Here is a 21,284-nt window from a genome sequence, read left to right on the forward strand (position 1 = left end):
TTTACTTTCTCGTTAATTTAGCCAGTGCCTGCTCCAGGCTTGGGTCCAGCGGCGCTTCTATCCGCATCGTTGTTTCTGTCATCGGATGAATAAAACTCAGGAGCTTCGCATGCAAAAACAGGCGGTTTAAGCCAATTTGCTGCATCTGCGCGGTAAAAGCATTGTCGCCATATTTATCATCACAAGCGATGGGATGTCCGGTACAGGCTGTATGCACCCGAATTTGATGAGTGCGGCCGGTTACCGGAAAGGCTTCAACTAAGGTACCCTGCTGGTAGCGTTGCAAAATACGAAAACGGGTTTCTGACGGCTTCCCTTCCCTCTCGTCTACCCGCACTACCCGCTCGCCGGATTGCAGGGTATTTTTTTTCAACGGCTCGGTCACTTTACGTACCTTGTTGTCCCAATCGCCGGCCACCAGTGCCCAGTATTTCTTCTCTACCGTTTTATTGCGCAGCTGCTCATGCAAATGTGTCAGCACCGAGCGCTTTTTGGCAATTAGCAAACAACCTGAGGTATCACGGTCCAGTCGGTGCACCAGCTCCAGATGTTTAGCCAATGGCCGCAGTGCCCGCAGCGCTTCTATCACGCCAAACTGTAAACCACTGCCACCGTGCACCGCCATACCGGAGGGTTTATTAAGTACAATCAGGTCGTTATCTTCAAATAAAATATGTTGCTCGAGGTTTTTAACCATCGATAATTTTACTGACACCGGTTCGCCTTCAGCGGCAACGGTTAACGGCGGAATGCGCACCACGTCATCCTGCTGCAGTTTGTATTCAGGTTTGATGCGCTTTTTGTTCACTCGCACCTCTCCTTTTCGCAAAACCCGATAAATAACACTTTTTGGTACGCCTTTGAGCCGTGCCAGTAAAAAATTGTCTATGCGCTGACCAATAAAATCAGGTTCTATTTCAATTAATTGCACAGGTAACTTGATTTCATCGGTCATGGGTTTTGAATACTCTGCTAATATTAGATTTCAGTTGCTATCGGCTGCACATTAGTGGGATAATCCCCCCGCTAATTATGCCAAAAACTGGCAATTAGGGCGCTCAAAGTGACGTAAGAGAATTTGTGCGGCAGCGCTTGGGGGACTGATCATACCGAAATCGTGGTGAAAACCAACGTTTTTTATACCCCCGACGTAAACCAAACGCCATTTGCCTGAGATAATGTTGCGTAATCTGTTATCAACAACGGCAAAACACGGGTTCCGGTCAACCAGAGCATAAAAGATATTGCTATAACGCAGCGCCTTACGGCGGTGTGTTTCAGATCCAAAAACGAAAACAGCATAAACTGCGAAGCCATCACAAAAGCCTTAGCAGTGACAATTTGGTTTCTTCAGACATTCCAGTCGTGAGACTGCACCCATTAGTGTTTGATAACGTCTGAACACGCAGGTGCCCACCGGGCTGCGTTGTGGCTGCATAAATGCGAGTCACTAACGATGAAAAGAATGTTAATTAACGCCACGCAGGAAGAAGAAATCCGCGTTGCACTGGTCGATGGCCAGAAACTGTACGACCTTGATATAGAAAGCCCTGGCCATGAGCAAAAAAAGGCCAATATTTACAAAGGTAAAATCACCCGCGTTGAGCCCAGCTTAGAAGCGGCTTTTGTTGACTACGGCGCTGATCGCCATGGTTTTTTACCGCTGAAAGAAATTTCCCGCGAATACTTCCCTGCCGGTTACAGCTTCGATGGTCGTCCGAACATTAAAGAAGTGGTGAAAGAAGGCCAGGAAGTTATTATCCAAATTGATAAAGAAGAACGTGGCCAAAAAGGCGCAGCGTTAACTACTTTTATCAGCCTTGCCGGTTCTTATTTAGTACTGATGCCGAACAACCCGCGCGCCGGTGGTATTTCCCGTCGTATTGAAGGTGACGAGCGTCAGGAGTTAAAAGACTCTTTAGGCCAATTAGAAATGCCGGACGGCATGGGTCTAATCGTTCGCACCGCCGGTGTGGGTAAATCTTATGAAGAACTGGATTACGACTTAAAAGCGCTGTTAAAGCACTGGTCTGCCATTACCGAAGAAGCGCAGAAGCGCCCGTCGCCGTTTTTAATTCATCAGGAAAGCAACGTGGTATTTCGCGCCATTCGCGACTACCTGCGCCGCGATGTTGGTGAAATCCTGATCGACAACCCGCGTATTTTCGAAGAAGCCAAAGTATACATTCAGCAGTTCCGGCCGGATTTTGCCCACCGCGTTAAGCTGTATCAGGGCGAAGTGCCGCTGTTTATGCACTTTCAGATAGAAACCCAGATTGAATCAGCGTTTCGCCGCGAAGTACGCCTGCCGTCAGGTGGCTCTATCGTTATCGACAGCACTGAAGCCTTAACCGCCATTGATATCAACTCCTCTAAAGCCACCAAAGGCGGCGATATTGAAGAAACGGCGTTTAACACCAACTTAGAAGCGGCCGATGAAATTGCCCGTCAGTTACGTTTACGTGACTTAGGCGGTTTAATCGTGATCGACTTTATTGATATGACGCCGGTACGCCACCAGCGCGAAGTAGAAAATCGCTTAAAAGATGCGGTAAAACACGACCGTGCCCGCGTGCAAATTGGCCGTATTTCCCGCTTTGGTTTGCTGGAAATGTCACGCCAGCGTCTGCGCCCGTCACTGGGTGAATCAGCCACGCATGTGTGCCCGCGTTGTCATGGTCGCGGTACTATCCGCAGCACTGAGTCATCTGCACTGTCTATCCTGCGTTTAATTGAAGAAGAGTCAATTAAAGACAATACCAGTCAAATTCATGCTCAGGTACCGGTGTCTGTTGCCACTTACCTGATGAACGAAAAGCGTGAGTCAGTGCGCCGCATTGAAACCCGCCACGGTATCCGCGTATTTGTTATTCCGAACGAGCACCTGGAAACACCAAATCATGAAGTGATCCGGATTCGGATCGACGAAGAAATTGATGATGTCAGCTACAACATGGTGAAAGCGCCTGAAGCCACCACCACCTTGTATCAGCCGGCATCTGATGCAGTTAAAGAAAAACCGGCCATTTCGGCAATTAATATCGCCGACAGCACAGCAGCACGCCCTGCCCCGAAAGCTGTCGCAGCGGAAGCCGCCGCAACAGCACAAGGCGGTGGTTTGTTTAAAGCCATCAGCAGTTGGTTTGGTAAAGTGTTTGCTCCGGCAGAAACTCAGCCGGAAGTTAAACCGGCAGCTAAAACAGCTGAGCGCTCTAACCAGCGTAGCGGTAACCGCGATGGCAGTCGTGACGGCAATCGCGAAAATGGCCGCGATGCAAACCGTGACAACAACCGCCGCCGCAATAAACCGCGTCGTCGTAATGAAGGTGAAGACCGCGCCACAACTGTGGTGAAAGACGACCCAGCACAAAACAAACCAGAGCGTCAGCAACGTCCGCCGCAGGAAGCTCGTGCACCACGGCCACAACAGGAAGCCAGAAAGCCGCAGGATAAACCTGTTGCAGCACCGGTGGCAAAAGAGCACGACGATGAAGACAGCGCACCGCAACGTATTGCCGAGCGTCGCCAGCGCCGCAATATCCGCAAGTCAGTGCGTATGGATAAAGCTGAGGGCGCTAATGCAGCTCCGGTAACGACAGCGCCTGTTGTTGCCGCAACCGCAGTGGAAACCACAGTTGCTGTGCAAGCAACAACACCGGTAGAAACCGTTACAGTAAAAGACATGCCGGCCAATCCGGTAGTTGAAACTACCGCTAACGAAACTGCCGCTGTAGCTGCTGCGCCAACCGAAAGCACTGCAACAGCTGACACTGCTGTTGATGCCACAGCGGATAACGTTGTTGCGGCAAAAGATGATGCCACAGCTGAGCAGGAAGCTGCGGAGCCACGTAGCCGTAACCGTCGTTCACCGCGTCATTTACGTGCTGCCGGCCAGAAGCGTAAAAAAGATCAGGAACAAACTGAGGCGACTGAAGCTACAGCAGAAGGTCAGGATACGGCCACAGCTGCAGAAGCAAGCGGTAATGCCGTTGTTCAGCCTGCCGACGCTGACAGCGCAACCCCTGTGGTAGCAACAGACAGCACGCCTGAAGCCCGGGTTGCAACAACAGAAGCCGTTAAGGTTGAAGCAGCACCGGCAGATAAGCCAAAACCACGCAGTCGTCGTAAACCGGCCGCGAAAAAAGCGGATAAGGCCGAAGCTGATGTTGCCGTAAACGCTGACGTTACAGCTGAACCGGCCACTGTAGTAGAAAAAACAGTTGTTGAAAATGCTGCAGTTGATAATACCGTTGCCACAAAAGCAGCGCCTGCAGCAGACGTTGCCCCGGAGGGGACAGCTAACGTCGTTGAGACCAAGACAGAAGCTGTTGTTGAAGTGGCCGTTAAAGCCGAACCGGCAGCCGTTAAAGCTGCCGCACCAAAGCCTGCAACTAAAGCTGCCGGCGGCCGTTATGCGCAAATGGTGGTAGCAACCATGACTAAGCCGGATGCAGTAGACAGTAACGAGGCTACAAGCCCTGCGCCTGAAGCTGCACCTACCGCAGCTGCGCGGCCAAGTGTTGCCAGCTCAGAGCGTCCTGCCGGCTCAGCCTTTGCCCGTCAGGCGGTAACGGCACCGATGACCAAGCCTAAAGCAGATGAATAATCTGCTTTGCTAAGCGCATCAACAATGCGCTGAACACAAAAAAGCCAGACATTGTCTGGCTTTTTTATTGGGCAATATTAACTACGTTTAATCAGAAATCGTATTTGGCACTGAACTGAATACGGTTCATATCGCCATCTGCACCCGACTCCACTTCACGGTTAGCAAATTTATACTCAACCCCTACCATCAACTTTTTCGTGGCCTGGTACAACAGGTTAGCACTGTAGCTCTGGGTGGTTTTGGTTGCGCCAGCACCGGTTAACGCCGTGTCGTTATCTGCCATCAGGGTGGAGTACAGGAAGGTAGAACGCCACTGATCGTTCCACAGGTGGCGATAGGCTACTGAGAATGCTGTTACATCGATGGTTTCCAGATTGCCGTCAGCATCCAGCACAGCACCGTTCACGGTGTTTAAGCCGACATAACGGCCAAGCCCTTTACCGGTATTCAGCGTAATACGCACATCGTCTTTATTGGCAAAATCAATTTTGGTGCTGACCGATAAACCGTAAGAGGTCACTTCATCATCAAAAGTACCATCATCAATCGCGATTTGGCGCAATAAACCGGCCACTTTCACAACACCCCAATCCGTTTTCAGATTGTAGCTGGCCGTGAAATCCGGCGTAGCGTTGTCATCTGTGGTAATACGGCCGCCACCACCAAATGGGGTAACAGTACTTTCCGGGTTCTCAATGGCAAAAGCAAAGTTGCCTTGGGTATAACGCACCTGAGCCTGACGGATAAACACCGCGGCATCGGGGTTACCAACGAAATCCAGCGTATCCGGCAGTGAAGCCAAGTCCATAAAGTTGGACCAGGTTTGGCCTAAGGTCCAGTTTTTATATTTGATAAAAGCATGGCGCATCACCGGGCTGTAGCCATTGGTAGTACGCTCGTCGTTACCGTTATTACTGGTCATAAAATCGAACTCAAGGTGACCGGTAATTTTGTTGCCGTCTTCCAACTCGGTAGCAGTAGAGAAGAAAAAGCGTGATTGCCGGGCATGCATATCAAACCGGGTCGTGCTGTCGCCACCGATCTGGGTTAACGACGGAACATAAAAATCCCGTCCCAACGATGGAATGTCACCATCGGAGTCAGTCACCATGGTATCCAGTTTTACATAGCCGCCAAAGGTCACATTAGTGCCGCCGATATCGAAACCCGCAGCTTGCACACCGCCGGCGCCAAGCGCGATGCAGGCAGCGAGATAAGATACTGTTGTTATTTTTTTCATTTGCCGTCTCTCCGTGTTTTTTCTTTTAATGGTAATTTTCGTTTCAACTTTGGTTTACTAACGCTGTTACTGCAATTAGCCTTTAGTCGCAGATTAAACGTGCAAAACCTCACAGCAAACAACAGTATACTCAAGCATGCTATTTACGCCGTGGCAGCCACGCCTGACTTTAGCTAGACTAATGTCTAATTTCAAACCATACACGGCTTCGATAGAAAGAGTCTTAGAAAATTAAAGCAGTCTCACAGGGGAAGTTATGTCACATCCATCAGTTTATCCGGTACCCGCCAATGCAGCCAAACGCTCGCTGCTCACTAACGAACAGTACATGCAGATGTACAAGCTGTCTGTCAGCTCGCCTGATACCTTTTGGGCAGAGCATGCAAAGCGGTTACACTGGCTTACTCCCTTTACCAAGGTGAAAAATACCAGCTTTGACAGTGGTAAGCTGAATATTAACTGGTTTAGTGACGGCATTCTGAACGCCAGCTATAACTGCCTGGACCGCCACCTGCCGCAACGAGCTGACCAGGTCGCCTACTTTTGGGAAGGCGACTCGCCGGACGTGCAAAAGTCGGTAACCTATGCCGAATTGCATCAGCAAGTGTGTCGCCTGGCCAACGGTATGAAAGAGCTCGGCGTGGGTAAAGGTGACCGCGTCACGATTTACTTACCGATGATCCCTGAAGCCACTGTAGCACTGCTGGCCTGTGCCCGTATCGGCGCGGTGCACTCAGTGGTGTTTGCCGGCTTTTCACCGGACGCGCTGGGCAGCCGCATTGTTGATTGCGACTCCAAACTGGTGATCACGGCCGACCAGGCACTGCGCGGCAGCCGCGTAACGAATCTGAAAGACAACACCGATATGGCCCTCGGGCATTTGGGTGATGCCTCACCGGTGCAAAACGTTATAGTGGTAAAACATGTCGGTAAAAATATTGATATGCAGGCCGGCAAAGACGGCCGTGATGTGTGGTACCACGATTTATTAAGCCGCCAAAGCACCTACTGCCCGGCCGAGCCGATGAACGCTGAAGACCCGCTGTTTATCCTGTATACCTCCGGCTCTACCGGCAAACCCAAAGGCGTGCTGCACACTACCGGGGGTTATATGGTATGGGCGTCGATGACGCATCAGTACGTATTTGATTACCATGAAGGCGATGTTTACTGGTGTGCCGCCGATATCGGCTGGGTAACCGGCCATACCTATATTGTTTACGGGCCTTTGGCTAACGGCGCTACCAGCGTGTTATTTGAAGGTGTGCCGAATTACCCCAGCGTAAAACGCATGGCACAAATTGTCGATAAGTATAAAGTGAATATCCTTTATACCGCTCCTACCGCGATACGTGCCCTGATGGCACACGGCGATGCACCGGTAGACGGCGCCAGCCTGGCATCACTGCAAACCCTCGGCAGTGTTGGTGAGCCGATTAACCCTGAAGCCTGGAACTGGTACCACGAGAAATTCGGCAAGGGTAACTGCCCTATCGTCGATACCTGGTGGCAAACCGAAACCGGCGGCATTTTAATTACGCCACTGCCCGGCTGTACCGAACTGAAACCGGGCTCAGCCACCCGGCCTTTCTTCGGCGTACAGCCGGCGATTGTTGACAATGAAGGCAAAGAGTTAAGCGGCGAATGCGAAGGCAATCTGGTGATTAAAGACAGCTGGCCCGGGCAAATGCGCAGTATTTATGGCGATCATGACCGCTTTGAACAAACCTATTTCAGCACTTACCCGGGCTTGTATTTCACCGGCGATGGCGCCAAACGTGATGCTGATGGCTATTACTGGTTAACCGGCCGTGTCGATGACGTATTAAATATCTCCGGTCACCGTTTAGGCACAGCAGAAATTGAAAGCTGCCTGGTAGCACACGATGCGGTAGCAGAGGCCGCTGTAGTCGGTTATCCGCACGATATTAAGGGCCAGGGTATCTATGTGTATGTTACGCCACGTGTTGGCATTGAACCCAGCGCAGAACTGACCAAAGCGCTGCGTGACTGGGTACGCGAAGAGATTTCGCCTATTGCTGCACCGGATCTTATCCAATGGGCGCCAACCGGTTTACCAAAAACCCGCTCCGGCAAAATTATGCGGCGTATTTTGCGTAAAATTGCCGCTAATGAGCACGATCAGCTAGGTGATATCTCCACCCTGGCTGATCCGTCAGTGGTTGAAACTCTGGTAAATAACCGCTTAAACCGTAAATAAGCTATAGCACCAGTACGCGCTTGACACAGTAGCGTGCTAACCTCAGTATAAAGGCCGCAAATGCGGCCTTTTTTATACAAATGACATAATAATTATAATTACCTTCGCCGGAGGACAAGATGGCAAAACTGATCGTCGCAGACGACCATCCGCTGTTTCGCAACGCGCTGATAAATGCTATCAGCAGCACTTTTGCCACTAAAGCAACCATAGAAACCGACAGTTTTGACAGCACCTGCGCTGCGCTGGAACAACACCCTGACACAGACTTACTGTTGCTGGATTTACATATGCCGGGCAACTGTGGCTTTTTAGGCTTAATTCAGCTGCGTAAGTCCTTTCCATCATTGCCGATAGTGGTTATCTCCGCCAGTGAAGAACTGGATGTGATTCGTCGTGTTATGGCCTTTGGTGCTTCAGCTTATGTGCCTAAATCCGCTAACCCCGCCGATATCAGTGCAGCCTTGAACGCCGTACTGGCCGGTGAGCTCTGGGTACCGGCAGCGATTAAAAAACAGGTGCTGGAGCATCACAGTGACAAAGCCGAAGAGGATTTAGACTTAGCGGCAAAAGTGGCGCAGCTGACACAGCAACAATACAAGGTGCTGTATTACCTGACCGAAGGTTGGTTAAACAAACAAATTGCCTATGACTTACATATTTCTGAAGCCACAGTAAAAGCGCATATTACTGCTATTTTCCGCAAACTTGGCGTAACCAACCGCACTCAGGTAGTGATCCAGGCACAGCGTTTAACGCTGGAGCCACCGGTAAATAAGGCAATGGCACAGCACTGATCCCCTGCGCAGCCTGAAGTGCTATTGCGCTGCGCGCTTTAACATTTTTAAATGGTTTAAGCTGGCACGCAGTGCCGCCGGTTTAATCGGCTTGGCCAGAAACATCAGGCCGTGTTGTTTGGCTTTCATCGCCAGCCCGGCTTCAGGCGAAGCAGACACCAAAATGCCGTTTACATTACCCCAAACCAATTTGATTTTTTCATACAGCTGCAAGCCATTCAGGTGCTGCCCCAGCTGATAGTCAATTAGCAAGGCGTCCGGTGCGCCATGCAAACGTGCATAGTCCAGCAGGCTTTCTTCGTCGAAAAAGCTCTTAACATCATCAATTTGCCATTGCTGCAGCAACACCGTTAATGCTGCCAGATTAGCCGCATCATCGTCCACGCACACTACTGATAAGCCCTGCACCGGCCTTTGCTGTATGTTGCCGGGCAGCGGCAACTCCGGCCGTAATTCAGCCTGGCTCAGCGGTAGTACTAAACTGAACATACTGCCTTGGCCTGGTGTGGACAGCACTTTAAGCGGATGGCCGAGCAACTTTGCCATCCGGTTGACTACCCCCAAGCCTAAACCTACGCCCTGCTCGCCTTTAGCAGTAGCATCGATGCGGTAAAAATCTTCAAAAATACGCTGTAAATCGCCGTCAGTAATGCCCGGGCCCGTGTCCCACACCTGGATCAACAGCTGCGAACCGCGCTTACGACAACCCAGTACAATACGGCCTTTTTTCGTGTATTTAATCGCATTAGACAGCAAGTTTTGTAAAATTCGCCGCAAATAGGTCGGGTCGGTTTGTACCTGGTAGTCCGCCGCCCGTACCCTCAACTGTAAACCTTTTTGTTTCGCCAGCAGACTGAACTCATCTGACAATTGCGCCAGTAATTCTTTTATCGCCACATTTTGTACATCCGGCGTTAACTTACCATCGTCCAGCTTGGCAATTTCCAGCAAGGTAGAGATCAGCTCTTCCGAGGCCTTCAGCGAGTTATCCAACTGGCCGATAATATGCTGTTGCTGCTGCGTATCTTTAATGCCGGCCAGTGCCGCGGTAAATAACCGCGCGGCATTCAGCGGTTGTAAAATGTCGTGGCTGGCCAGCGCCAGAAAGCGTGTTTTCGAGGCATTGGCGGCTTCCGCTTCGGCTTTGGCCTGCAGTAATTGCTGCTCGGTTTCGCGCCGGCGGCGCACCTCGCCTAACAGCTCATGGTTTATCTCAGAAATGGTCTGGGTGCGCTCCTGCACGCGGTCTTCCAAATGTTGTTTCGCCTCTGCCAGCGCCTGCACCGCTTTAACGTGGTCTGATATATCGGTAAAGCTGGTAACAAAACCACCGCCCGGAATAGGATTACCGCGCATCTCAATGACCCGGCCGTCCGGCCTTACCCGTTGAAACACATGCGCCGTGCCTTTTTGCATATGCGAAATACGTTTTTCGACGTGCTCATCGGATGACCCCGGGCCACACAAGCCACGCTCGGCGTTAAAGCGCACTATATCGGCAACCGGCCGGCCTACCCGTACCATGGCATCGGGGTACGAAAACATTTCCAGATAAGCTTTGTTCCAGGCCACCAGTTTTAACTCACGATCGACCACACTGACGCCCTGGCTTAAGTGCTCAAGAGTAGAGAACAGGATTTTACGCGAGAACTGGATAGCCTGAGTGGTGTCGTCAAACAGCGTGACCACATCTTCAAACCCCAGCTGCCGCCCTTCCAATACAGCATTCACCATTGCCGCCGCCGAAGACGCACCAATAACCCCGGCCAACTCGCGCTCAACATGCTCTACCAGGCCTACGCTGGGTAAATCATCTAACTGCAACGATTCTTGCTGGCGTTTGGCATATTCCTGTAAACATTCTGCCGCCCGACCGGTGCCGACAAAGCGCTCCAGCAGAATTTTTAAATCGGTGTTGCGGATGCGGATACGCCGTGCCGGGGTGTCCTGATGATTAACCGGCAAATTAGGCTTAACAAAGGCCACGGCCTGCAGCCTGTCTTGCAGGTTAACTTGAGTAAGCAAAGAGACCAGCACATAAAACAGCAGATTAAAGCCCAGCGAGAACAATACACCATGGCTTAAGCTGTCCAGCTCGACGCCGAATAAGGCGGTAGGCACCAGCCAGGACCAGCCGAATAAGCCGGTTTGCATAATGTTGCTGTCAATGGCGCCGGTACTGACCAGCTGCGGCAACATCAGGGTATAGAACCACAATACAAAGCCGATGGTTAAGCCAAGATAAACGCCGTTAGCATTACCACGGCGCCAATACAGACCGCCGATCACCGCAGGTGCCAGTTGGATCACCAACGCAAAGGCCAGCAGGCCGGTTTCTGCCAGCTCGTAGTTGCGGGCAAACATCCGGTAATACAGATAAGACAGTAGCATGACTAATATCACCATGCTGCGACGCACCAGCAGGATCAATAAGCTGTAATCGTGGCCAAGGCCGCGTCTTTTACTGTGTCGTAACAAGCCCGGCATAATGACGTCATTACTGATCATCGTTGACAACGCCAGGGTAGCAATAATGATCATCGAGGTCGCGGCAGAGAAACCGCCGATAAACACCAGTACGCTTAGGGTATCCCAACCGGATTTTGCCGGGATTAACAGCACAAAGCTGTCGGCCGAACTCAGCGCCTGCGGAAATAACTGCATACCGCCAATAGCGATAGGAATAACCACTACAGTGACCAGAAATAAATACAGTGAAAACCAGCGTCTGGCATGGCGTAAATGATGATGTGATACGTTTTCCACAAAGGCGACATGAAACTGGCGCGGCAACAAAAACACCGCCGCCATCGCCAAAATGGTTTTGGTAATAAACTCCACCACGCCGTAACTGCTGCTGGTTTGCTGTTGCGCCATAGCGTGATCGGCAAAACGCAGAAAAATACTGCGCTCATCACTGAGCACAAACACATAAACCGCCAGCGCTAACATTAATAAGGCAAACAACTTCACCACAGACTCAAAGGCAATAGCCACCATCACGCCACGGCTTTGCTCGGTCAGATGCAGCTTGCGGGTACCAAATAAAATTGCGAAGAACGCCATTGCCAGCGCACTTAGAAAGGCGCTGTCCTGCCACCAGTTGGCGGTGTCATCATTAAAGTCACCGCCGAGCAATACCTGATAAGAGCTGGATACCGCCTTTAGTTGCAGCGCAATGTAGGGCACTACCACCACCAGACACACCAGCGAGGCAATCAGGGCGATATTTTTGCGTTTGCCATAACGGGCAGAGATAAAATCAGCCACCGAGGTGACATTTTGCTTTTTGGCGACATAGAGTAGTTTAAACAAAAACGGCTGGGCAAAAATAAACAGCAACACCGGGCCGAGGTAAATGGGAATATAATCCCAACCGCGGGTAACGGCAGTACCTACCGCGCCGTAATAAGTCCACGAAGTGCAATACACCGCTAACGCCAGGCTGTAGATCAGACCCCCATACTTTCGTATTAGTTTGTCATCCGCATGACGCTCGCCCCAGTTGGCAATCAGAAACAAACCACCGACATATAGCAACGCCAACAAAGCAACGATCCAAGCGGCCACTGCACTCTCCTGTCATTTTTCTTGTTTTACTTTTGGCTCAGGCCGCGTTGTAAGTCAATGCCCCGCGCTACAGCTTCGACTAAAGTCGGGCTTTCACTTGTGTTAACTACTGCTAGATTAACTTTGCGAGATAAAAATAACAAAGGAAAGGAGTGTAATTATTATGACAGAGCACGATCGCAACGCGGCGGCTTATTGGTCAGCGAACCTTCGCCTGATCATTGGCAGCCTCATCGTCTGGGCTCTGGTGTCTTACGGTTTCGGGATCTTATTGCGTCCCATGCTGGCAGGCATCAGTGTAGGCGGTACCGACCTTGGCTTCTGGTTTGCACAACAGGGGTCTATTTTAACCTTTATCGGCTTAATCTTCTTCTATGCCTGGAGAATGAATAAGCTTGATAAAGAATTTGGCCTGCACGAGGAGTAAGCCCGTCATGAGTCAATTTGCCATTAACCTTATTTTTGTTGGCGGCTCCTTCGCGCTCTATATCGCTATCGCGATTTGGGCCAGAGCCGGGTCAACTAAAGAGTTCTACGTTGCCGGTGGTGGTGTACACCCGGTAATGAACGGTATGGCCACCGCGGCCGACTGGATGTCTGCGGCATCCTTTATCTCCATGGCGGGCTTAATTGCCGCCGGTGGTTATGCCAACTCTACCTACCTGATGGGCTGGACCGGTGGTTATGTACTGCTGGCCATGCTGTTAGCCCCCTACCTGCGTAAGTTCGGTAAGTTTACCGTACCGGAGTTTATCGGTGACCGTTTTTACAGTAAAAACGCCCGCTTTGTTGCGGTGGCCTGTTTAATCATTGCCTCGGTAACTTACGTTATCGGCCAGATGACCGGTGCCGGCGTAGCGTTTTCGCGCTTCCTCGAAGTGGAAAGTGATACCGGCCTGATGATAGCCGGCGTTATCGTTTTCCTGTATGCGGTAATGGGCGGTATGAAAGGTATTACCTATACCCAGGTGGCGCAGTATGTGGTACTGATTATTGCTTACACCATCCCTGCAGTCTTTATCTCGCTGCAGTTAACCGGTAACTTCTTACCACCGCTGGGCTTATTCTCTGAGCACGTTGAATCCGGTGTACCACTGTTGCAGAAACTGGATATGGTGGTGCGGGATCTGGGCTTTGTTGATTACACCGCTGACGTTTCCAACAAACTGAATATGGTGTTATTCACCCTGTCATTAATGATTGGTACCGCCGGCTTACCGCACGTGATTATCCGTTTTTTCACCGTACCTAAGGTATCGGATGCCCGCTGGTCTGCCGGCTGGGCGCTGGTGTTTATTGCGCTGCTGTATTTAACAGCACCGGCTGTAGCCTCTATGGCGCGGTTAAACCTGTTAACCACAATTTACCCTGCCGGCCCGACTGCTGATGCGATTGAATATGCTGAGCGTCCGGACTGGATTAAAAACTGGGAGTTAACCGGGTTAATTAAGTTTGACGATAAAAACAGCGATGGCCGTATTCAACTGTACAACGACACTGCTGCCTTCAAAGCAACGGCTGAGTCGCGCGGTTGGAACGGTAATGAGCTGACAGTTAATAATGATATTCTGGTACTGGCAAACCCTGAGATTGCTAACTTACCGGGCTGGGTTATCGGCTTAATTGCCGCCGGGGGTTTGGCAGCGGCCTTATCTACTGCGGCGGGCTTGTTGTTGGCGATATCGTCTGCGGTTAGCCACGACTTAATTAAAGGTTCTATCAATCCGCAAATCAGTGAAAAAGGCGAATTGTTAGCTGCACGGATCTCGATGGCGGTGGCCATAGTGGTGGCTACCTGGCTGGGAATGAATCCACCCGGTTTCGCCGCTCAGGTAGTTGCATTAGCGTTTGGTATTGCCGCTGCATCTATCTTCCCGGCACTGATGATGGGTATTTTCTCCAAACGGGTAAATAACAAAGGCGCGATCGCCGGTATGTTGGCAGGTTTGCTGTCTACGGTGATCTACATCTTCCTGTTCCTGGGTTGGTTCTTTGTGCCGGGTACGGCAACCTTTGCCAACACACCGGATAACTGGTTATTTGGTATCTCTCCACTGTCGTTCGGTGCTGTGGGAGCCATGATTAACTTCATCGTCGCCTTCGCCGTATCTTCAGTAACGGAGGCACCACCGGTGCGGATCCAGCAACTGGTTGAAAGCGTGCGTTATCCTAAAGGTGCCGGTGCAGCAACTGATCACTAAGCATCTGATTTACCTTACTTCAGCTACTGTAGTAAGGTAGCAATAACAATACGGGCTTTCATGGTGAAAGCCCGTCTTTTTCAGGAAAGATATTATGCTGTGGGAATTGATTGCAACGGTATTCGCCGGTTTAGGTGCGGCAGGCATTGCATTACTGCTGCGCAAGCTCAGTAACAATATCGCCCCGCGCTGGTTAATCCCGGTATTTGCCGGTGCCGCTATGTTAGGTTTTCAAATCTACAGCGAATACACCTGGTTCGAACATCAAACCAGCTTATTGCCGCAGGGTGTGGTAGTGGTGAAAACCGTTGAACAGCAGGCCGTGTGGCGACCATGGAGTTACCTGTATCCGCAAACCCTGCGCTTTATCGCGGCCGATATTGCCAATGCGTCTGCCAATACGGTTAACCCGCAGCTTAAGTTAGTTGATCTGTATTTCTTTGAACGCCGGGCCCAAGCCAGACGCGTACCCCAGGTAGTGCATTGCGCGCAGCACTCCCGCGCTAATTTTACCGACCAATTACCTCTGCCGCAGGGCAATGAGACGCTAAGCCCTGAATGGCAACAACTTAGCCAAACTGATCCACTGCTACTGGCACTGTGCCATAGCTGACAATGCCGCGTTAGCGGCAACTTCCGCGCCCGGAGCAACAATGGAAATAGCAGATGTCGTTAATTTTCTCTGTGACACCACACCGTTCGATCAACTAAGCAGCACGGCTATTGCCGGCTTGTCGGCGCATATCAAGGTGTATTATTACCAGGCTCAGGATAGCGTGAATATTAACACTGAGCGTTTGCTGATTGTCCGCACCGGTATTTTTACGCTGTACAGTGATCAGCAGCAACTGCTGACCAAACTGCAAAGCGGTGATTTTTATGGTTATCAGCAACTGCTTACCGGGCTGACAGACAACGATACGCTGCATTGTGAAGAAGATGGCCTGGTGTATTGGCTGGAGGCTGACGCCTTTCATCAATGCCGTTATCAGTACAAAAATATCGATATTTTTTTTCAACGCCTGTTCAGCCGCCGGCTGCACCAGTACCGTGAACAACAGCAAAGTTCACGCTTTACGCTGAAAATCAGTGATGTGGTACAGCAGCGTAAAATTGCGGTACGGCCGGAGCAAACCGTACAGCAAGCAGCCAAGTTAATGTCAGACCAGCGCGTATCATCCCTGCTGGTAGAAGAACACGACAAACTGGTGGGCATTGTTACCGACCGCGATTTAAGAAGCCGTGTACTGGCCCAGGCATTACCGGCCAGCACTCAGGTGGGCCAGGTGATGACCCGGCAACCGCACAGTATTGAGCGCCATGCCTATTTGTATGAAGCCGTACAACAAATGAGCCAGCACAATATTCACCACTTGCCGGTAGTAGAGCACGGCATTTGCTGCGGCATGCTAACAGCGACTGATATCATTCGCAGCCAACAGGACCACCCGGTTTACCTGATTGGCGAAATTCACCGCCAAGCCTCAGTTGACGGCCTGGAGCGCTGCAGCCAGCAGATAGCTAACCTGGCCGTTACGCTGAGTAAGCAGCAGGTACCGGCCCATGAAGCCGGCCATATTATTACTACCATTACCGACGCCCTGACCCAGCGCCTGATTTATCTGGCACAGCAACAACTGGGCGAACCGCCTTGTGTATTCAGCTGGCTGGCTTTTGGCTCCCAGGCGCGGATGGATCAAAGCTTAAATGCCGACCAGGACAATGCACTGTTGCTGGAGAAAGAACCCGCAGGCGCAGTTGGTGACTATTTTGCGCAGTTAGCCGAATTTGTTTGCCAGGGCCTGGCACGCTGTGGCATTACACTGTGCCCGGGTAATATTATGGCCAGCAATGCCGAGCTGCGTCTAAGCTTAAAAGGCTGGTCCGGTCGCTTTGCCCGCTGGATAGCCACCCCCACCCCGGATGCGCTGCTAAAAGCCAGCATCTTCTTTGACCTGCGGGTAATTGACGGCAGCAGAGGCCTGTTTAACGCCCTGCAGGAAGATATTTTGCAGCGCACGGCTCAAGCGCCACTGTTTTTGTATCATCTGGCACAAGCTGCCCTGCAGCGCACAGCACCGCTGGGCTTTTTTAAGAACTTTATTCTGGAACAGGACGGCAAACATAAAAAAGGCCTGGATTTGAAAAAGCGCGGTATCAGCCTGATCACAGATTTAGTCCGCGTGTATGCACTGTCAGCCGGTATATATGAAGTGAATACCCGCCGGCGCTTGCAGCAACTGGCCGCACAAGGCGTGATAGACAGCAAAGACAGCCAGAATTTAAACGACGCCTTTGATCTGTTGGCGCAACTGCGCTGGGAAAAACACCAGCACGACTTACAACAAGGCCACGACGTAACTAATTTACTGGACCCGTCAGAAATATCCGGCCTGGCACGGCACCAAATGAAAGACAGCTTTGCCGTGATCAACAGTGCCCAGGCCAGTGTAAAACACCGTTTCTGCCGGGATCTTTAATTATGCTCAGTTGGCTGAGGCGAAAAAAAACGGCCCTGAGCGAAGTCGTCACTCACTTTGCCAAAGTGCCCTCCCCGCCACCCGGCACCCTGGTGGCACAGAGCAATTTTCTGGCGTTGGACTTAGAGCTTACCGGATTAAATCCACGCAAAGATCATATCGTCAGCATTGGTTGGGTGCCGATACGGGCGCGGGAAATTGTACTGGCAGAGGCAAAACACTACCTGATCAGCAGCCCGGTCAGTGTTGGCCAAAGCGCGGTGTACCATGGCTTGCATGACCGGCAACTGGAAAATGCCCACGATATAGCCGGGGTATTAACCCAACTACTGACACAGTATGCCGGCTATGTGTTTGTAGCCCATCACAGCACCCTGGATGAGCAGTTTTTACGCGTGGCCTGCCAGCGCTGTTTTGGCAAGGCGCCACGTTTTCGCTTTGTTGATACCATGAAAATTGAATGGCAACGCCTGTTGCGCCGCGGCAAGGTGGTAAAACACGATGCACTGAAGCTGGGTGCCTGCCTGGAGCGGCACGGCTTACCGGCCATGCCGGATCATCATGCGTTAGAAGATGCTTACAGCAGCGCCCTGCTGCTGTTAAGTGAATTAAAACCCGGCGGTGAGAATATGACGCTGGCCGACTTATATCTGTTATCGCGCTAAGCTGTTATCGCACTATGTTGGTACTATATGCCTGACAGCTATAAACGCCCAACCTGCTTGCGGTTAATTGCAGTCACCTTGCCGGCAGTCAACGTTAACGACACCAAATAATCGCCGCCCATATCGGCTTTTAAGCGATAAGACCAGGTTTCTACTGTTTCACCGCTTACCGGCTCACCGGTATCAACGCCTAAGGTTTCAACGTCTTTAAATTCCGGTTGGCCGGCCAGTGCCAACACTTCAATGCGCGGCATACCGCACTTTAGCAACTTGCCATCGGCCAGGCGAAAGCCGCAGGCCTGCGCCGGTGCGGCAACTGCGAATACTAATAACATGATAATACTGATGGATAATTTCATGGTTTACTCCCTGCAAAATGTTGTACAGAGTATAGTGACAAAGTAGAACTGAATACCAGATTAAAACCTTATACTTACAATAAAATTACAAAGCATTATTGCCGGTTGAATTCAGTCTGCCGCCGCTATCGCATTTAACACCCTGCACGGGTTACCACCGGCCAGCACGCCTGAGGGCACATCTTTGGTTACCACACTGCCGGCGGCAATCACGCTGCCGGCACCGATACTCACGCCGGGCAAGATCACTGCACCACCGCCAATCCACACATCGTCGGCAATGCTTACCGGCAAAGCCTGCTCCAGTAAAGTACGCCGCTTAACGGCATCCAGCGGATGATTCACGGTATAAATTTGTACCGCAGGGCCAAAAAACACATTGTTACCAATATTCACCGGCGCGACATCCAGCACTACACAGTTAAAGTTAAAAAACACCTTATTGCCGGCCCGGATGTTATAGCCGTAGTCGCAGTAGAACGGCGGTTCAGCATAAAAATGCTTACCGGTATTGGGCAGCCACTGCTTGAGCAGCTGCCGGCGCTGCGCCTCATCATCCGGCACGCTGTGGTTAAACTGCTGTTGTAACTTACGCGCCGCCAGGCGCTCAGCGCTAAGCTGTTTATCCAGTGGGTTGTACCAGTCACCGGAGAGCATTTTGTGTTTTTCTGATGACATAAAAGACCTGCTCAAAGGCAAATAAAGGGCCTAAGGGTAACAGACCACATAGGTTCACAGCTATATACCCCGATAAAATCTAACTCGACGCAAATTTGCGTAAAGAGTAAAAAGGGTGTAATTTTTACTCATGATCAAATTTGAATTTGATAAAAATAAAAGCAGAAATAATCTCGAAAAGCACGGGATAGACTTTCATACTGCTCAACAGCTATGGAATGATTCTGAGTTAATCGAGATACCTGTAAATACGAGTGATGAGCCAAGATATCTGGTAATTGGTTTACTTAATGGTAAACACTGGTCAGGAGTCATTACCTACCGTAATAGCAATATCAGGATCATCTCCGTTCGACGTTCACGCAAAACAGAGGTAAATCTTTATGAAAGCGCATGAATTTGATGCCAGGTTTGAAAATGACGACGATATCGTCAGTGATTTAGATCTGTCTCAAGCGAAACGGCCTATGCAGAAGCAAAAACGCGTCAATGTCGATTTTCCTGCCTGGATGTTAGAGTCGCTGGACCGTGAAGCCAGCAGAATTGGTGTTACCCGACAATCAATTATTAAAATCTGGCTGGCAGAGCGCTTAGAAAGCGTAGCTCCACGTTCAAACGTGAGTTGATGAGTTAAACAAAACCCCTGCTTGAGTATCGGGTATTAAAAAAGGCGCCTAAGCGCCTTTTTTATATTTAACCTGCCAGTATTACTTGGCGCGGCTGCGGTATTCGTCGGTGCGGGTGTCAATTTCAATCTTGTCACCTTCTTCCACGAACGCCGGTACCATCAGTTCAAAACCGGTTTCAATTTTGGCTGGTTTTAATACCTTGCCAGATGTATCACCGCGAGCTGCCGGCTCAGTGTAGGTTACTGTACGCACTACTACCGTTGGCAGGTCAACCGAAATTGGCCGCTCGTTGTAGAACACCACTGAACACTCCATACCGTCCACCAGGTACTTCAGTGCTTCGGTCATATTTTCTGCTTCAACTTCAAACTGGTTGTATTCCTGATCCATAAATACGTACATAGGATCAGAGAAGTAAGAATAAGTTACTTCTTTAGTTTCCAGCAGAACCTGCTCAAACTTGTCATCAGCACGGTATACCGTTTCCATGCCCTGCGCATTCAGCAGGTTTTTCATTTTCATTTTAACCACGGCAGAGTTACGGCCGGATTTGTTAAACTCGGCTTTTAAAATTACCATTGGTTCTGTGCCAACCATAATCACCTGGCCAGCACGCAGTTCTTGAGCTGTCTTCATCATGACTGAAATATCTTCTCGTTAGGAAAAATTGCGTCGCATTATAAATTTTTTTTCAACAAAGTGCACGAGGTTGCTGGCAAGATCTCCGTTTGCCGTTAACGCTGCGCGCCACATAAGGTTATATTCGGCGATTTGCGCCAACATTGCACTACATTTTTGCCAGCGCCCGCCAAGCGCACTGTCAGTATTCCATGCCAGCCAAAACGCCGTTAAGGCCTGGGCCGCTGCTTCCGGCATCTGCGTACAATAGCGCTGCAAAAAGGCGTTCAGTTTATCCAGATGCGCCTGCTCTGCCTGGCGGTAAATTTGCCAGATAAACGGCTTAGCTGCCCAATGTGCGCGGATAATCGAGTCTTCACCGCGGACAAAGTTGATATCACAGGCCCACAGCAGTTTGTCGTAATCGTCTTGCGCCATAAAAGGCACTACTTTCAGCGTCAGCTGATTTAGTGTCAGCTCAGCATGTTGCTGCAACTGTGGGTATAAAGCAGCAAGCTGGCTGGCCAACGCGCCCTGCGGCACTATACAAAGGCTATTAACCGGCGCTTGCTGCCAACAGGCCAGCAACGTTTCCAACTGCGGATGATCATAAGCAAATAAGGAAATTTTCTGCTGATAGCGCGCATGCTCTGCTACCCCTAACTGCTGCCAAAACGCCTGCTGTGCGGCCTTATCGGCCATAAACAGTGCGGCCTGCTGCTGTAAAGTGCGCTCTTGCAATAAGCCGCCGGTAGCAGCGGTAAAACCTGGGAAAAAGAAGTGTTTATCCAGCGCCAGCTGCGGTTGTGGTGAGGGCAAAGCATGGCAGCCCTCTACCCAGGCTTCGGCCGACAAATACTCCAGGTTCAACCATAGCGGTTTAACCGCTTGCTGTGCCATTTTTTGCTGATACGGTAGCGGAATAGTGCAGGCCAGCGCTTCTATTACCACCTCAGCTACTGTGCACTGTTGCCAATCGGTAGCGGCAGCCCAGCGTTTAATTAACACCCCGGCCTGCTGCTGTTCATCGGCAGTGGTATCTATTTGCGGGCAAATTTTGCTGAAGCTGGCTAAATCATCAACCCACAGCCGCACTGGTAGATTGTGTTCGGCCACCAATTGCCGGCACAGCCGCCAGCAAATACCAATATCGCCGAAGTTATCAATCACAGCGCAGAATATATCCCAGCGCACAGCGGTGTTCTGCATAGTTAATG

General features: G+C 50.7%; 17 protein-coding genes. 10 read left to right on the forward strand and 7 right to left on the reverse strand.

Annotation, left to right across the window (positions count from 1 at the left end; all coding sequences use genetic code 11):
• Position 1 precedes the first annotated feature (1 nt).
• Positions 2-955, reverse strand: a complete 954-nt coding sequence (gene rluC, locus ACTZWV_RS16255; protein ID WP_444787545.1) for a 23S rRNA pseudouridine(955/2504/2580) synthase RluC — start codon at positions 953-955, stop codon at positions 2-4.
• A gap of 501 nt (positions 956-1,456) precedes the next feature.
• Here rluC and rne point away from each other — a divergent pair.
• Positions 1,457-4,606 (forward strand): ribonuclease E, encoded by a 3,150-nt coding sequence (rne, locus tag ACTZWV_RS16260; protein ID WP_444787546.1) that lies wholly within the window; start codon positions 1,457-1,459, stop codon positions 4,604-4,606.
• Between the two features lie 91 nt (positions 4,607-4,697).
• Here rne and ACTZWV_RS16265 read toward each other — a convergent pair whose 3' ends face one another.
• Positions 4,698-5,849, reverse strand: a complete 1,152-nt coding sequence (locus ACTZWV_RS16265) for a DcaP family trimeric outer membrane transporter (protein WP_444787547.1) — start codon at positions 5,847-5,849, stop codon at positions 4,698-4,700.
• A 256-nt stretch (positions 5,850-6,105) separates the two neighbouring features.
• Here ACTZWV_RS16265 and acs point away from each other — a divergent pair, with 256 nt between their 5' ends.
• Positions 6,106-8,070 (forward strand): acetate--CoA ligase, encoded by a 1,965-nt coding sequence (acs, locus tag ACTZWV_RS16270; RefSeq protein WP_444787548.1) that lies wholly within the window; start codon positions 6,106-6,108, stop codon positions 8,068-8,070.
• A gap of 119 nt (positions 8,071-8,189) precedes the next feature.
• On the forward strand, positions 8,190-8,867 hold the full coding sequence (locus ACTZWV_RS16275) for a LuxR C-terminal-related transcriptional regulator (protein ID WP_444787549.1): 678 nt from the start codon (positions 8,190-8,192) through the stop codon (positions 8,865-8,867).
• A 21-nt stretch (positions 8,868-8,888) separates the two neighbouring features.
• Here the strand turns inward: ACTZWV_RS16275 and ACTZWV_RS16280 are convergent, their stop codons facing one another.
• Positions 8,889-12,437 carry a PAS domain-containing hybrid sensor histidine kinase/response regulator gene (locus ACTZWV_RS16280; RefSeq protein ID WP_444787550.1) on the reverse strand — a complete coding sequence of 1,183 codons (3,549 nt, stop codon included), beginning with the start codon at positions 12,435-12,437 and terminating at the stop codon, positions 8,889-8,891.
• 163 nt (positions 12,438-12,600) lie between these two features.
• Between ACTZWV_RS16280 and ACTZWV_RS16285 the strand changes: the two genes are divergently transcribed.
• The 5 genes from ACTZWV_RS16285 (at position 12,601) to ACTZWV_RS16305 (ending at position 17,783) form a co-directional block, all read left to right on the forward strand.
• Complete coding sequence (locus tag ACTZWV_RS16285; RefSeq protein WP_173500127.1) at positions 12,601-12,864, forward strand: DUF4212 domain-containing protein; 264 nt, start codon at positions 12,601-12,603, stop codon at positions 12,862-12,864.
• Positions 12,865-12,871: 7 nt separating this feature from the next.
• Entirely contained in the window at positions 12,872-14,638 is a 1,767-nt protein-coding gene (locus ACTZWV_RS16290) for a sodium:solute symporter family protein (RefSeq protein WP_444787551.1), read from the forward strand.
• Positions 14,639-14,732: 94 nt separating this feature from the next.
• The gene (locus ACTZWV_RS16295; protein WP_444787552.1) at positions 14,733-15,251 is read left to right on the forward strand and encodes a hypothetical protein; all 519 of its coding nucleotides are present in this window, start codon (positions 14,733-14,735) and stop codon (positions 15,249-15,251) included.
• 40 nt (positions 15,252-15,291) lie between these two features.
• On the forward strand, positions 15,292-17,118 hold the full coding sequence (locus ACTZWV_RS16300) for a DUF294 nucleotidyltransferase-like domain-containing protein (RefSeq protein WP_444787553.1): 1,827 nt from the start codon (positions 15,292-15,294) through the stop codon (positions 17,116-17,118).
• A gap of 2 nt (positions 17,119-17,120) precedes the next feature.
• The gene (locus ACTZWV_RS16305) at positions 17,121-17,783 is read left to right on the forward strand and encodes an exonuclease domain-containing protein (RefSeq protein ID WP_444787554.1); all 663 of its coding nucleotides are present in this window, start codon (positions 17,121-17,123) and stop codon (positions 17,781-17,783) included.
• 38 nt (positions 17,784-17,821) lie between these two features.
• Here the strand turns inward: ACTZWV_RS16305 and ACTZWV_RS16310 are convergent, their stop codons facing one another.
• Positions 17,822-18,142 (reverse strand): hypothetical protein, encoded by a 321-nt coding sequence (locus tag ACTZWV_RS16310; protein WP_444787555.1) that lies wholly within the window; start codon positions 18,140-18,142, stop codon positions 17,822-17,824.
• Between the two features lie 111 nt (positions 18,143-18,253).
• Entirely contained in the window at positions 18,254-18,820 is a 567-nt protein-coding gene (locus ACTZWV_RS16315) for a sugar O-acetyltransferase (RefSeq protein ID WP_444787556.1), read from the reverse strand.
• 130 nt (positions 18,821-18,950) lie between these two features.
• Here ACTZWV_RS16315 and ACTZWV_RS16320 point away from each other — a divergent pair, with 130 nt between their 5' ends.
• Complete coding sequence (locus ACTZWV_RS16320) at positions 18,951-19,217, forward strand: BrnT family toxin (RefSeq protein ID WP_444787557.1); 267 nt, start codon at positions 18,951-18,953, stop codon at positions 19,215-19,217.
• Positions 19,204-19,446, forward strand: coding sequence for a type II toxin-antitoxin system BrnA family antitoxin (gene brnA / locus ACTZWV_RS16325; protein ID WP_444787558.1), 243 nt, complete (start codon positions 19,204-19,206; stop codon positions 19,444-19,446). Before ACTZWV_RS16320 ends, brnA begins: the two co-directional genes overlap by 14 nt.
• A gap of 81 nt (positions 19,447-19,527) precedes the next feature.
• Here the strand turns inward: brnA and efp are convergent, their stop codons facing one another.
• Positions 19,528-20,088, reverse strand: a complete 561-nt coding sequence (efp, locus tag ACTZWV_RS16330; protein ID WP_218141359.1) for an elongation factor P — start codon at positions 20,086-20,088, stop codon at positions 19,528-19,530.
• A gap of 18 nt (positions 20,089-20,106) precedes the next feature.
• On the reverse strand, positions 20,107-21,276 hold the full coding sequence (earP, locus tag ACTZWV_RS16335) for an elongation factor P maturation arginine rhamnosyltransferase EarP (protein WP_444787559.1): 1,170 nt from the start codon (positions 21,274-21,276) through the stop codon (positions 20,107-20,109).
• Between the last annotated feature and the right edge of the window lie 8 nt (positions 21,277-21,284).

Origin of the sequence: Rheinheimera sp. NSM (assembly GCF_052380015.1) — a bacterium.
Taxonomy (GTDB): Bacteria; Pseudomonadota; Gammaproteobacteria; order Enterobacterales; family Alteromonadaceae; genus Alishewanella.